This is a genomic window from Janthinobacterium sp. GW821-FHT03C08, from assembly GCF_059420905.1.
The window spans coordinates 20745-33607 of record NZ_JBWKUP010000002.1 but is presented as its reverse complement, the minus strand read 5'-3'; the positions used below and the strand labels follow the sequence as shown (position 1 = coordinate 33607).

At 64.4% G+C, this 12863-nt stretch carries 11 protein-coding genes and 2 tRNA genes; 6 read left to right on the top strand and 7 right to left on the bottom strand.

Translation table 11 applies throughout. The features are described from left to right. Positions 1–62: 62 nt before the first annotated feature. The 3 genes from AC07VL_RS02545 to AC07VL_RS02535 all read right to left on the bottom strand — a co-directional run bounded on the left by AC07VL_RS02545 (position 63) and on the right by AC07VL_RS02535 (position 3257). Positions 63–2432 (bottom strand): acyl-CoA dehydrogenase, encoded by a 2370-nt coding sequence (locus AC07VL_RS02545; protein ID WP_494804482.1) that lies wholly within the window; start codon positions 2430–2432, stop codon positions 63–65. Positions 2433–2556: 124 nt separating this feature from the next. Continuing rightward, the gene (locus tag AC07VL_RS02540; protein WP_494804481.1) at positions 2557–2889 is read right to left on the bottom strand and encodes a collagen-like protein; all 333 of its coding nucleotides are present in this window, start codon (positions 2887–2889) and stop codon (positions 2557–2559) included. Between the two features lie 292 nt (positions 2890–3181). Further along, positions 3182–3257 (bottom strand) — tRNA-Phe (locus AC07VL_RS02535). 117 nt (positions 3258–3374) lie between these two features. Here AC07VL_RS02535 and AC07VL_RS02530 point away from each other — a divergent pair. Beyond that, positions 3375–4145 carry a hypothetical protein gene (locus AC07VL_RS02530; RefSeq protein WP_494804480.1) on the top strand — a complete coding sequence of 257 codons (771 nt, stop codon included), beginning with the start codon at positions 3375–3377 and terminating at the stop codon, positions 4143–4145. Between the two features lie 41 nt (positions 4146–4186). On the opposite strand, the gene AC07VL_RS02525 is transcribed toward AC07VL_RS02530, so the two are convergent. The 3 genes from AC07VL_RS02525 to AC07VL_RS02515 all read right to left on the bottom strand — a co-directional run bounded on the left by AC07VL_RS02525 (position 4187) and on the right by AC07VL_RS02515 (position 7697). Next, complete coding sequence (locus AC07VL_RS02525) at positions 4187–4618, bottom strand: hypothetical protein (protein WP_494804479.1); 432 nt, start codon at positions 4616–4618, stop codon at positions 4187–4189. Positions 4619–4792: 174 nt separating this feature from the next. After that, on the bottom strand, positions 4793–7192 hold the full coding sequence (locus AC07VL_RS02520; RefSeq protein ID WP_494804478.1) for a S9 family peptidase: 2400 nt from the start codon (positions 7190–7192) through the stop codon (positions 4793–4795). 199 nt (positions 7193–7391) lie between these two features. Continuing rightward, entirely contained in the window at positions 7392–7697 is a 306-nt protein-coding gene (locus tag AC07VL_RS02515; RefSeq protein ID WP_494804477.1) for a PsiF family protein, read from the bottom strand. Positions 7698–7984: 287 nt separating this feature from the next. Between AC07VL_RS02515 and AC07VL_RS02510 the strand changes: the two genes are divergently transcribed. Next, entirely contained in the window at positions 7985–8524 is a 540-nt protein-coding gene (locus AC07VL_RS02510; protein WP_070223805.1) for a DUF2058 domain-containing protein, read from the top strand. A 133-nt stretch (positions 8525–8657) separates the two neighbouring features. Here AC07VL_RS02510 and AC07VL_RS02505 read toward each other — a convergent pair. After that, a tRNA-Phe gene (locus tag AC07VL_RS02505) sits at positions 8658–8733 on the bottom strand. Between the two features lie 186 nt (positions 8734–8919). Here AC07VL_RS02505 and dkgB point away from each other — a divergent pair. The 4 genes from dkgB (at position 8920) to AC07VL_RS02485 (ending at position 12862) form a co-directional block, all read left to right on the top strand. Continuing rightward, positions 8920–9744, top strand: coding sequence for a 2,5-didehydrogluconate reductase DkgB (gene dkgB / locus AC07VL_RS02500; protein WP_494804476.1), 825 nt, complete (start codon positions 8920–8922; stop codon positions 9742–9744). 10 nt (positions 9745–9754) lie between these two features. Further along, complete coding sequence (locus tag AC07VL_RS02495) at positions 9755–10684, top strand: TIGR03571 family LLM class oxidoreductase (protein WP_494804475.1); 930 nt, start codon at positions 9755–9757, stop codon at positions 10682–10684. A gap of 66 nt (positions 10685–10750) precedes the next feature. Beyond that, positions 10751–11989 (top strand): FAD-dependent monooxygenase, encoded by a 1239-nt coding sequence (locus AC07VL_RS02490; RefSeq protein WP_494804474.1) that lies wholly within the window; start codon positions 10751–10753, stop codon positions 11987–11989. A gap of 150 nt (positions 11990–12139) precedes the next feature. Beyond that, positions 12140–12862: a DsbC family protein gene (locus AC07VL_RS02485; protein ID WP_290606113.1), complete on the top strand. Its 723-nt coding sequence runs from the start codon at positions 12140–12142 to the stop codon at positions 12860–12862. Position 12863: the final 1 nt, after the last annotated feature.

The following is a 12863-nucleotide window of genomic DNA, read 5'->3' as shown; positions in this document are numbered from 1 at the left end:
CTTTCTGCAAAGCGCGGGCACAACACCCGCTCCATTCAGTATAGGCCGCAAAGTGGCCTGGACTAGGCTGCGCGGCTCTCGCCGGTCGGCGCGTCGTCAAGACGGCGCACGCCGCCGCTGTGAGCCTGATGCGCCGCATCGGGCGCAAAATCGTCGACCTGTATCAAACCATCGACCAGGCGCGCATATTCCAGCATGGTATTGTGCTCCTGGCAGCTGATGGTGCCCGCCGCCTTGGCCGCAGCCAGCCACGGCTGCATGGCGGACAGGCTTTGCGGCAGATGCCGCAGGGCCGCGCCTTCGGGCGTGTCTTTCAGACGTTTGTCGACGTGCAGGACCTCGGGCAGCAGGGCCAGCGCCCGCTCGGCGCAGGCGACGGGATCGTTGCCCTCGCTGGCGACATGGCCGTCGGCCAGCAGGCGTTCGCGGTCGGCGCCCGGCGTTTGCAGGGCCAGCGCCACCTCGCTGCCCAGCTCGTCGGATGGCGGACGGTGGGGCAGGCCGAACGGGAACAGCAAGGTGCGCAGCAGCACGGCCAGCGTGCGCGCGGGGAAATTGTCGAGCACGCCCGTCAAGCCCTGCTGCGCCTTGACCAGCGCATCCTGCAGCGACCAGTGCACGTAGGGCAGGTCGGTCTCGGGCCGGCCATCGTCCTCGTAGCGCTTCAGCACGGACGACGCCAGGTACAGTTGCGAGACCACGTCGCCCAGGCGGGCGGACAGCCGCTCGCGGCGCTTGAGTTCGCCACCGAGCACGAACATCGACATATCCGTCATGACGGCAAACGCCGTCGACAGCCGTGTCAGGGCGCGGTAGTACGGTGCCAGTTTCGGCGCTGCTGCGTTTGGCACGGCCGCCAGGCGGGCGCCGCCCAGTCCGTACCACAGCCCCCTTGCCAGGTTGCCCAGCACGAAACCCACGTGGCCGAAGAAGGCCGCATCGAAATCGCGCAGTGCCTTGCGGCCATCGCTTTCGCTGACGGCAGCCATTTCCCGCAGTACATACGGATGGGCGCGGATGGCGCCCTGGCCGAAGATGATCAGGCTGCGCGTGAGGATGTTGGCGCCTTCGACGGTGATGGCGATGGGAATCTGCTGGTAGGCGCTGGCGAGGAAATTGTTGGGGCCGCTGCAGATGCCCTTGCCGCCGAGAATATCCATGCCGTCGTTGACGAGCGCGCGTCCCCGCTCCGTGACGTGGTATTTGACGATGGCGGAAATGACGGCCGGCTTTTCGCCCAGGTCCACTCCCAGCGCCGATAGCGTGCGCGCCGCATCCATCAGGTACAGATTGGCACCCATGCGCGCCAGCGCTTCCTGCACCCCGTCGAACTTGCCGATCGGCATGTTGAACTGGCGCCGCACGGCCGCATACGCGCCGGTGCCGCGCACGGCCATCTTGCCCATGCCCACGCTGGACGAGGGCAGCGAGATGGCGCGCCCGGCCGCCAGGCATTCCATCAGCATGCGCCATCCTTTCCCCACTTGCGCCTGGCCGCCGATGACCCAGTCGATGGGAATGAAGACCTCGTTGCCGGACGTGGGGCCGTTCTGGAAGGCGGCGTTCAAGGGATGGTGGCGCCGCCCGATCACCACGCCGTCGTGGCTGGCGGGGATCAGGGCGCAGGTGATGCCCGGTGCGTCGTTGTCGGAGAGCAAGTGCTCGGGATCGCTCGTCTGGAATGCCAGCCCCAGCAAGGTCGCCACAGGCGCCAGGGTGATGTAGCGCTTGTTCCACGTGAGGCGCAAACCCAGGGTCGATCTTCCCTCATGCATGCCCATGCACACGACGCCCAGGTCGGGGATGGCGGCCGCGTCGGAACCCGCATATGGGCTGGTGAGGGCAAAGCAGGGAATCTCGGTGCCGGCGGCCAATCGCGGCAGATAATGGTTTTTCTGTTCTTCGGTGCCGTAATGCAACAATAACTCGGCCGGCCCCAGCGAATTGGGCACCATCACGGTCACGGCCAGCGCCGAGCAGCGGCTCGACAGTTTCATCACCACTTGCGAATGCATGTAGGCGGAAAATTGCTTGCCGCCGTATTGCCTGGGAATGATCATGCCGAGGAAACCCTGGCTTTTCATGTAGGCCCAGGCTTGCGGTGGCAAGTCGAGTTGCTGCTGTGTTTCCCAGTCGTTAACCAGCTCGCACAGATGTTCGACGTCGTGGTCAAGAAAGTGGCGCTCCTCGGCGCTGAGGGCGGGCGGCGCGTAGGCCAGCAACTTGGACCAGTCGGGCCGGCCGGAAAACAGGTCGGCATCCCACCACGTCGTGCCCGCCTCAAGCGCGTCGCGCTCCGTATCGGACATCGTCGGCAAGATGCGCTTGAACAGGGCCAGCAGGCGCGGGGTAATCAGTGCGCGGCGCACGGGGCCGGGCGCGAACAGTAAAGCCAAGCCCAGCAGGGCCACCATCAGTATGAGCGTCAGCATGCGATATCTCCCTGTGTAGTAAGTACAGGGTAGGCCGATGCGGCCGACGTTACTGTGCGGTACAGCGCATACGCAGCAACGCCAACCGCATGGGTTGGCGTTGTGCTGTCTCGCGTGGGGCGTATTAGCGTTGTGGCACGACAATCACCGTATCGCCCGTCTTGCCCTTGGCGCCCGTGTCGCCTTTGGCGCCTTCATCGCCGGCAGCACCAGCGTCGCCCTTGGCGCCATCGTTGCCTTGCATGCCGCTGTCGCCCGTCTGGCCCGTGGCACCGGTGGCGCCGGTCGCGCCGGCAGGGGCTTCAGCGCCCTTGGCACCGGTGGCACCGGCAGGACCAGGCGCGCCGGCCGGGCCGGGAACGACTTGCACGACGGTCGGCGCGGGTGGCGCTTCGCGCTGGCAAGCGGTCAGGGCGAGGGTAGAGGCGAGCGCGAGCAATATCAGGGTAGGTTTCATGATGCATCCTTTGGCAGTGAGCCGTTATGTACGGAACGGCTCGACGGCGTCGGGCGCGAGTTTCGCATGGCGGTGTGGCGGGGAGAGCTGACCAGCCGACCCGTCTGCCGTGTCGCGCAGGGCGCTGGCGGCGGGAGGAGATGTGATGGTCTGCCTGCAGCATGGGCCCTTGGACGGCGGCAGTCCGTTCGTTTGCGTACATAGCTGGCGATGGATGGCATTGCGTTGTTTGCAGGCGAAAACAAAAAAGCCAACCCGAAGGTTGGCTTTTTGCTATGTGCTGCTGAATTCTTGGTGGCCCGGGGCGGAATCGAACCACCGACACAAGGATTTTCAATCCTCTGCTCTACCGACTGAGCTACCAGGCCAAGGCGGCGAATTATAGCAGAAAGACTTTCTACCTGACCAGAGGAAGCTGTGTTCAAATGCAACAGATGGCCAAAACATGGTGTTTTGGCATCCATACGTGACATGGGGATACGGCGATGCAAGGACGTGAAGGCGTGCGGTGGCTGGCGGTGGCGGCGGTGTCCGGCCTGTTTTGCGGTACGGCACGGGCCGATAGCCTGGCCGACCTGAATGGGGCGCTGGCGCGGCTGCAGGGGCAGACGGCCGTCAAGGCGCAGGTGGAATCGAAGACCTGGCGGCGCGAAGGCGAAGGCAAGGAGGCGGAAGAGGACAGCGGCCAGGTCACGGTGGCCGTCGAGGGCGGGCCGGCGGGCTTGCAAGTGCTGTACAGCAAGGAGTTGCTGGCGAAGGTCGAGGCCGAGCAGCGCGCCAAGGTGAGGGACCCGAAGGCGAAGACGCCGACCGGCTTTGCGCTGGGGGAAATGAAGGCGACGGAACTGCGGGCCATGGTGTCGGCGGCAGGCGCCCTGTCGCGCGAGATCGACGAAGCCGTGTTCAGCGGCGAAAAGATGGACAGCTACAAGGGCAAGCCGGCGCGGCTGCTGAGCTTTACCCTGTCGCTCGACAAGGTGCCGGAAAAAGACCGCAAGTACGTGAAGAAGTTTGACGGCGGCATCGACGTGTGGATCGCCGCAGATGGCACGCCGCTGGCCAGCCAGTTTCACATCGATGTGAGCGGGCGCGCCTTCGTCGTCGTGAGCTTTACGCAGAAAACGGACGAGACGCGCCAGTACGGCGTCAGCGGCGACCGTTTATTGTTGCTGCGCAAGGAAAGCCGGAGCGCCACCTCGGGCGCGGGCGAGAAGGTGGAAAGCAGGATCATCAAGACCTTGCAGCTGCAGTCCTGACGCGTTGCGCCAGCTCCCCAGCCGTTGCACCAGCGGCTTTTCTACAGCGCCGAGCTGCCGCCCAGGCCGCTCTTTTGCAGCACGCAGCGTCCCGCCTGGCAAGTGGCGCCCGGGTCCGTGACGATGGAACAGGTGGACATCATGCCGTCCGCCTGCTGCTGCTTGCGGCTCGCCTCAGCGTGCGCCTGGGCCAGTGCCTTGAGTTTCTTGCCGTCATTACCCTTGCTGGACCAGGCCAGGTAGCGCTCGGGGCCGCCGCACGCCTTGGCGCCGATGGCGATGGTCTGGCATTGCTGCGTGGAGTCGCAGGCAGCGCTGCCTACTTCCGCCTGGATCTGTGCCAGCAAGCCGGCATTGCCCGGTGCGGGCGGCGCATCATCTTGCGTAGGGGCGCTGCCGCAGGCGCTGGCCGTCAGCAGCAGGAAGCCGGCGCACACGGCGCGCAGCATGGCGGAGGTAGTGGATGTCGTCATGCCTTCATCATGTGCCATGCTTGCTCAAATGGCAAGCGCAATTCGCGCGATGGCCGCATGTCGTGCTGCTGCCGATCCTGCCGCCGTCGTCGGCCGCGCACCGCAGTGCCTGTCGGTTGACTGACGTCAGGACGTCGTACATAAAAAATGCCCGCACAAAGCGGGCATCGCGGTTTATTTCAAGGTTCTCTGGAACAACTGATAGATGCGGCGGTACTCGTCATACCACGCTTCCGGCTGCACGAAGCCATGGCGCTCCATCGGGTAGCTGGCCATTTCCCAGTTATCCTTTTTGAGCTCGATCAAGCGCTGCGACAGGCGCACGGAATCCTGGTAGAACACGTTATCGTCGATCATGCCGTGGGCGATCAGGAGGTTGCCCGTCAGCTTGTCGGCGTATTCGATCGGCGACGAAATTTTATACGCTTGCGGATCGATGTCCGGCGTGTTCAGGATATTCGCCGTGTACTCGTGGTTGTACGTGGTCCAGTCCGTCACGGGACGCAGGGCGGCGCCCGACTTGAAGACGTCCGGCGCGCGCATCAGGGCCATCAGGCTCATGAAGCCGCCATAGCTGCCGCCATAGATGCCCACGTTCTTGATGTCGCCCTGGTGCTGCTGCGCCAGCCAGTTGGCGCCGTCGATGAAATCTTCCAGTTCCGGGTGGCCCATCTGGCGGTAGATGGCCGTGCGCCAGGCGCTGCCGTAACCGAGCGAGGCGCGGTAGTCGACGTCGAGCACAATGTAGCCTTGCTCCACCAGCAGGTTGTGGAACATTTGTTCGCGGAAATACACGGGATAGCGCTCGGTCACGTTCTGCAGGTAGCCGGCGCCGTGGGCAAACATGACGATCGGATACTGTTTACCGGCCTCCAGTGTTGCGGGGCGGTACAGCTTGGCCCAGATGGGCGCCGCGCCATGCGTGGACGGCACTTGCACCAATTGCGGCATGACCCAGTTGCGCGCCTTGAAGGCGTCGCTGCGTGTATCCGTCAGGAGATTGGCCTTGCCGCCAGCGACAGACACCGTGGCCAGCTGGGCGGGCACATAGCTGGTGGAGTAGCGCAGCAGCAGCTTGCCGCCGTCGGGCGACAGGCCGAAGTTTTCCACGCCTTTCAAGCTGGTGATTTCGCGCGCGCCCCCATCCTTGGCCGTGCTGGCGCACACTTCATAGGTGCCGGGGGCTTGCGGGTTGCAGATAAAGTAGGCGTTCTTGCCATCGCGGCTCCACTCGACGTTGCTCACTTCCCATTGGCCGCTGGTCAGCGCGCGCGCGGGTGCCGCGCCCGTTTTTGCGTACAGGTGGGCGTAGCCGCTTTCCTCGGACAAATACCACAGGGTGGCGTTGTCGGGCAGCCAGCCGAATTCGTCGGCGCGGCGGTTGACCCAGGCCGTGTCGCTGATGCGGTGCACGGGCACGAGGGCGCCATTGGCCAGGTCGACGTTGGCCAGCCAGCGGTCCTTGTTGTCGACGGCGCGGATGCGCACGGCCACCTTGCTGCCGTCATCGGTCCAGGCGATGCCGTCGCGCTGGGCGTCGATGCGCACGGGACGGTTGCCCTTCAGGGGCGGCAGTTTTTGCTCGGCACGCAGGGCGGCCAGCGGGTCGGTGGCGATGCCGGGCAGGCTGTCGAAGGCGAGCTCGCGCACGGTGCCCGTGCGCAGGTCGGCCAGTTTCAGGCTTTGCGCGATGGGCATGTTGCGTCCCACGCGCGTGCGCTCGTCGTCCGCTTCCGGGTAGCCCGTTTCCGTGACGTAGCGGGCCAGTTTGCCCAGCTTGCCTTTTTCGGCGGCCTTGTCCTGCGTGACGAACAGCAGCCAGCGGCCGTCCGGCGACAGGGCGCTGCCGGAAATCGTGACTTTCTCGCCCAGGTAGATCGGTTCCGGCGCCCGCGTGCTGTCCAGGCGGCGCTCTTCGTGGCGGCGTTCGCGGCTGGCATCGCGGTCTTCCTTCTGGCGCGCCAGGTTGACGATCAGGCGCAGCTGCAGCTCGCGCTGGGCGTCCGCTTCCGGCTTGGCATCCGGGTCCTTGGCCGCGCGCAGCAGGGCGACGGGGGCGCTCAGGCGCTCGGCGCGGCTCCAGCTGAACCAGTCGGTGCCGCTGCGGTATTGCACGGCGCCCCCGTCGGCGGAATATTGCGGGTCGCTGATGGCCGAGACGCCGCGCGTGATCTGGATCAAGGCGCCGCTTTTCAGGTCGCGTTCGAACAAGTCGCCGTTGCGCAGCAGGATGGCGCGCGTGCCGGCCCGGTTGACGACCATCTGCTGGCCATCGAGGTTGGCCAGTTGCGCATCGTCGACCTTCTTGCCGCTATTGAGCCTGGCGTTCGCGCCGGACAGCTGGAAGGTGTCGCGCAGGGGCGAGCCGAGGCGTTTTTGCTTGTAATACAGCTGGCCATTCCAGCCCCACCACGCCGCTTCGACGGGTGTGCCGATCCAGTCGGGATCGGCCATGGCCTGATCCAGCGTGATCGGCGTGGGCGCGGTGGAGATGGCGGCATGCGCGGCGGGCAGGGTGGCTGCAAGCAGGGTCAGCAGCAGGGGGCGGGCCAACAGGGGGAGAACCAGACGCATCGGAGATCACTTTAACAAGAGGGGATGGTGAAGGTGCAGGGCTATGAGCCTGGTATTCTAGCGGAGGAGTTTCATGCAGGAAATGTCGGAAAGTTAAGGCCGGCATGGGGCTGCCAGCCTTCCTGTTGCCCATGGCGAGCGAGTGTCGGTACCAACGCCAGCATGGCGCTGGCGTCGTCTTGCCGGTAGTGCAGGTGGCTTATTTTTTCGGTGCGCTCAGGCATTCCTTCATGAAGGCCTTGCGGGCATCGCCCTTCATGTCCTTGGCGTCGGCATTGCACGCCTTCATCTTGTTTTGCTGCGTCATGGCCGGTGCCGGCTTGGCGCTCAGGCATTCCTTCATGAAAGCCTTGCGTTCATCGCCTTTCTTGCCGGCGGCATCGGCATTGCAGGTGGTCATTTTCGACTGTTGCGCCGTCTTGGCGACGGGCGCCGCTTCCGGTGCGGCGGCAAAGGCGGTACCGGCAAACGCGGCGACGATGCAGAGGGCGATTAATTGTTTCATGGCAAATCCTTGTAGACGCGGGCTAGGGAAGGGGGCATGCAATCGGCAGCACTTGCCGATATGCAGAACGTAACTAACTATATGACATTTATCAATAAAATTTCCAATTGAGTGTGTCTTTTTGTTACTGCGCGGCGACTGCGCTGTCCGGCGTGCCCGCTTGTCATCGTCCGGCCGTGGCGGGCGGCCTGGAAAAGGTCGCCGGCAGGCCGTTTTTTGCTATGCTAGCGACTTTCCACCGGCCGATGCCGCTGCCTTGGCCGGCGCACCCTCAATACGGAGTTGTTATGGTCTCGTTGCAAGAGCAGTTTTTAAAGGCCGGTCTGGTCGACAAGAAAAAGGTCAAGCTGGCCAACCAGGACAAGAGCAAGCAAAAGAAGGACGAGCGCAAGAGCGGCACGCAAAGTGTCGACGAGGTGCGTCTGGCCGCGCTCGAGACGCAGCGCAAGAACGCCGAGCGGGCGCGCGAACTGAACGCCCAGCGCGACGCGGCCGCCAACCAGAAGGCCATCGTGGCGCAGATCGCGCAAATGGTGCAAAAGAACCGCCAGAGCAAGGGCAATAACGGCGACGTGCCGTACAATTTCACTTTCAATAACAAGATCGAGCGTATCTACGTGACGGCCGCCGTGCAGGCCCACCTGGTGGCGGGCCGCCTGGTGATCGTCTGCCTGGGTGGCGCCGTGGAACTGGTGCCGCGCATCATCGCCGACAAGATCGCCGAGCGCGACCCCGCCATCGTCGTGCGCGTCAAGCAGGCCAGCACGCAGGTGGACGAGGATGATCCATACGCGGCGTTCCAGATTCCCGATGATTTGATGTGGTAAGAAGGGTTCGCCCGGCGCCTTGCGCCGGGTGAGTGCAGGGCGCGGACCGGAATCGGCCTGCCTGCCGAATAAGCGGGGCACAAACAAAAACGCCACCCGAAGGTGGCGTTTTTGATAGGTGCTGCTGAATTCTTGGTGGCCCGGGGCGGAATCGAACCACCGACACAAGGATTTTCAATCCTCTGCTCTACCGACTGAGCTACCAGGCCAAGGTGGCGAATTATAGCAGACCAAAACGCGAATGCAAGAGTTGGCGGCGACTTTTCCCGGATTTCTTGCAGCGACGACCAATTATTTGCCTGTGGGGCAAATATGATTTGAGATAAACGGTATTTTTCTCAACAAAGGATGGGCGCATAGTGTGGCCATCGACATTTATTTGAGAGGACTGCCGCATGCACGCCAGCACCAACCCTATCGCCATGCCGCAAATCGGCCTGGGCACCTTCCGCCTGCAGGGCCAGGTCGTCATCGATTCCGTCACCACGGGCCTCGACGTCGGCTACCGCCATATCGACACGGCGCAAATCTATGGCAACGAAGCCGAAGTGGGGCAGGCGATCGCCGCCGGCCCCGTGCCGCGCAGCGAGCTGTTTGTCACCACCAAGATCTGGATCGAGAACCTGCAGCGCGACAAGCTGATTCCCAGTTTAAAAGACAGCTTGCGCAAGCTGCAGCTGGAGCAACTGGACCTGACCCTGGTCCACTGGCCGTCGCCGCAGGACGCCATTCCCGTGGCCGAGGCCATGGCGGCGCTGCTTGACGCCAAGGCGCAAGGACTGACGGCCGCCATCGGCGTATCGAATTTCACCAATGTACAGCTGCGGCAAGCCATCGCCACGGTGGGCGCGTCGGAAATCGCCACGCAGCAGGTCGAGATCCACCCCTTCCTGCAAAACCGCAAGGTCATCGATTTCGTGCGCAGCCAGGGCATCCACATCACGGCCTACATGCCGCTCGCGTATGGCAAGGTGATGGCCGATCCCTTGATCGCGGCCATCGCGGCGAAACACGGCGTGACGCCGGCGCAGGTGGCCCTGAGCTGGTCGCTGCAGCAGGGTTTTGCCGTGATCCCGTCGTCGACCAAACGCGCCAACCTGGAAGCGAACCTGCATTTCAAGCGCATCACCCTGTCGCCGGACGAGATGGCGCAGATGGCGACCCTGGAGCGGGGCGAGCGCCTGGCCAATCCGGACGGCCTGGCGCCGCAGTGGGATTGAGGTGAACACCATGACTGCGATGCAAAAGCTGGGCCAGCAGGGATTGAGCATCGGCCTGGAACTGCCGCTCGATAACGACTGGTCGTCCACGGGGCGCCAGGCGCATGCGGCCTCCGCCCGCGTGCCGGGCGAGCCGGACATGCAACAGCATGCGGCGCTGGCAAAGCTGGCCGACCGCCTGGGTTTCCGGGCCCTGTGGCTGCGCGACGTGCCCTTGTACGACCCGTCGTTCGGCGACGCGGCCCAGGTTTTCGAGGTATTTACCTATCTGGGCTACCTGGCCGGCATCACCGAGAACATCTTGCTGGGCACGGCCGCCGTGGTGCTGCCGCTGCGCGAGCCGGTGCTCACCCTGAAGGCGGCGGCCAGCGTCGATCGGCTGAGCGGCGGGCGCCTGTTATTGGGCGTGGCCAGCGGCGACCGGCCCGTCGAGTACCCCGTGTTCGACCGCGACTTCGCGCAGCGCGGCGCCGCCTTCCGCGAGCAGGTGGCCATGCTGCGCGACTGGGGCGAGACGCGCCTGCCGTCCGGCATCCTCCTGCTGCCCAAGCCGGCGGCGCCCCTGCCGCTGCTGGTGGCGGGGCTGGCGCAGCAGTCGCCCGCCTGGATCGGCGCGCAGATGGATGGCTGGCTCGCCTATCCGGGCACGCCGGACGACCATGCGCGGCGCTCTGCCCAATGGCGCGCCGTCGCCGGCGGCGACAAGCCCTACGTCAGCTTCATCCACCTGGACCTGGACGAGGATGCCGCCATGCCGCTGCAGCGCTTCCGCTTTGGCGGACGCACGGGGCGCGACGGCCTGATCGCGGAGCTGCACGCCATGCGCGACGCCGGCGTGCGCCATATCGGCCTGCAGCTGCGGCAGAACCGCCGGCCGCTGGCCGAGACGATGCAGGAGATCGCGGAATACGTGCTGCCCGTGTTTCATGGCGCCGCTTGACCTGGGGCATGCGTCCTGTACTTCTGGACTATCTGAAAAGGGTGGGGCAAACGCTATAATGGCCCCATGAACAGTCCCAATTCCCCTACCATGCGGCGCTTCATGCACAGCCACAGCGACGTTTGCATCGTCGGCAATGGCGCCATCGCGAAAACCACGGCGCTGGCGTTTGCCCAGGCAGGACAAAGCGTCACCCTGTTATGCCCGGCCAGCCCGCCCGCACCCGCGTCAGCCGTCAAGCCGGTCGAGCCAAGCTGGGACGTGCGCGTGTATGCGCTCAATCACACGGCGCACCAGCTGCTGTCGTCGCTGAAGGTGTGGGGCGCGCTGGAGGCTGACCGGGTGGCGCCCGTCGACGCCATGCTGGTCAATGGCGACGGGGTGCAGGCGGGTGGACTCGGTTTCGACGCCTACGGCGCCCATGTGGGCACGCTGGCGTGGATCGTCGAAGACCGCAACCTGGGCCAGGCGCTGGACGCCGCCCTGAAGTTCGCGCAGAACGTCAACGTGGTGCAGGGCCGCGCCAGCCGCCTGGAATGGACGAACGACTCGGCCGTCGTGCACCTCGATGGCGGCGACACCATCACCTGCGCGCTGGTGGTCGGCGCCGACGGCGCCCAGTCCTGGGTGCGGGGCCAGTGCGACATCGGCCTCGATTACCGTCCGTATGGCCAGCGTGGCGTGGTCAGCAACTTTGCCTGCGAAAAGCCGCACCATGGCGCGGCACATCAGTGGTTCACGGGCAGCGAGGGCATCGTCGCCCTGCTGCCGCTGCCCGGCGAGCGCGTTTCCCTCGTCTGGTCGGCGCCCGATGCGCTGGCCGACACCCTCATGTCCGAATCGGCCGACGCCCTGGCCGCCCGCCTGGCCGCCTACTGTCACGATACCTTGGGCAAGCTGACGCCGCTGCAGCCGGAGCTGGTGCGCGCATTCCCGCTGACCCTCATGCGTCCGCACGCCATGGTGGCGCCGCGCGTGGCCCTGGTGGGCGACGCCGCCCACGTGGTGCACCCGATGGCCGGCCACGGCATGAACCTGGGCTTTGCCGACGTGGCGCAGCTGGTCAGGACGGTCGCCGAACGCGAAACGCACCGCGGCATCGGCGACGAGCGCGTGCTGGCCCGCTATGCGCGCGCGCGCAAGGAAGACGTGCTGCTGATGCAGCTGGCGACCGACGGTCTGGCGCGGCTGTTCGGCGCGGATCTGGAGCCGTTGCGCGTGGTTCGCAATTTGGGATTAAACTTGCTGGATAAATTACCGGGTCTGAAGCGAAAAATGATTTCGCATGCACTGGGAAATCAGTAAATATCAGTGAATCTTAAGATATCGCCGGATAATGGTAGCAGTTAAAATTCAAGGTCGCCGCAGCTGGTCTGCGGCGATCGTTTTGTCAAAGAGATCGCCGCGGGACCAGAGTCCGGTCCCGCGGGCGTTCCAAGTGGAGAAGTGATAGTGATGAAAATGAGCAGAATCGCATTGGTACTGGCCTCGGGCCTGATGATGTCGTGCGCCGGCGCGGAAACGCCGACGGAAGCGGGCATCAAGAAGCTGATCGAGCCACGCCTGGGCGAAGGCGCCAAGGTCGACTCGGTCAAGGAAACCCCGTATGGCGGCCTGTATGAAGTGCGCACGGGTGGCGACATCCTGTACACGGACAAAAATGCGCAATATCTGTTCGTTGGCCACGTCTTCGACGCCAAGACCTCGCAAGACCTGACCAAGGTGCGCCTGGACGAAGTCAACCGCATCAAGTTCTCCGACCTGCCGCTCGATTCGGCCATGAAGACCGTCAAGGGCAATGGCAAGCGCGTGATCGCCGTGTTCGAAGATCCGAATTGCGGTTATTGCAAGCGCTTCCGCCAGAACGCGCTGAAGGAAATCGACAACGTGACCGTCTACACCTTCATGTACAACATCCTGTCGCCCGATTCGATCGCCAAGTCGCGCAATATCTGGTGCTCGCCGGACCGCAACAAGGCCTGGGATGACTGGATGCTGAACGGTAAAGTGCCTGCCGCCTCGCCGGCCAACTGCGCCAACCCGCATGAGAAAATCCTGGCGCTGGGCCAGCAATTGCGCATCTCGGGCACGCCTTCGATCTTCTTTGCCGACGGCAGCCGCATTCCGGGCGCAGTCGACGCGAAAACGCTGGAACAGAAATTCTCGACCATTAAGTAAT

Coding starts and splice junctions, on each gene's coding strand:
- AC07VL_RS02545 (WP_494804482.1), bottom strand. CDS start 2,432: ATGCTGACGCTCATACTGATGGTGGCCCTGCTGGGCTTGGCTTTACTG.
- AC07VL_RS02540 (WP_494804481.1), bottom strand. CDS start 2,889: ATGAAACCTACCCTGATATTGCTCGCGCTCGCCTCTACCCTCGCCCTG.
- AC07VL_RS02530 (WP_494804480.1), top strand. CDS start 3,375: ATGCAAGGACGTGAAGGCGTGCGGTGGCTGGCGGTGGCGGCGGTGTCC.
- AC07VL_RS02525 (WP_494804479.1), bottom strand. CDS start 4,618: ATGACGACATCCACTACCTCCGCCATGCTGCGCGCCGTGTGCGCCGGC.
- AC07VL_RS02520 (WP_494804478.1), bottom strand. CDS start 7,192: ATGCGTCTGGTTCTCCCCCTGTTGGCCCGCCCCCTGCTGCTGACCCTG.
- AC07VL_RS02515 (WP_494804477.1), bottom strand. CDS start 7,697: ATGAAACAATTAATCGCCCTCTGCATCGTCGCCGCGTTTGCCGGTACC.
- AC07VL_RS02510 (WP_070223805.1), top strand. CDS start 7,985: ATGGTCTCGTTGCAAGAGCAGTTTTTAAAGGCCGGTCTGGTCGACAAG.
- dkgB (WP_494804476.1), top strand. CDS start 8,920: ATGCACGCCAGCACCAACCCTATCGCCATGCCGCAAATCGGCCTGGGC.
- AC07VL_RS02495 (WP_494804475.1), top strand. CDS start 9,755: ATGACTGCGATGCAAAAGCTGGGCCAGCAGGGATTGAGCATCGGCCTG.
- AC07VL_RS02490 (WP_494804474.1), top strand. CDS start 10,751: ATGAACAGTCCCAATTCCCCTACCATGCGGCGCTTCATGCACAGCCAC.
- AC07VL_RS02485 (WP_290606113.1), top strand. CDS start 12,140: ATGAAAATGAGCAGAATCGCATTGGTACTGGCCTCGGGCCTGATGATG.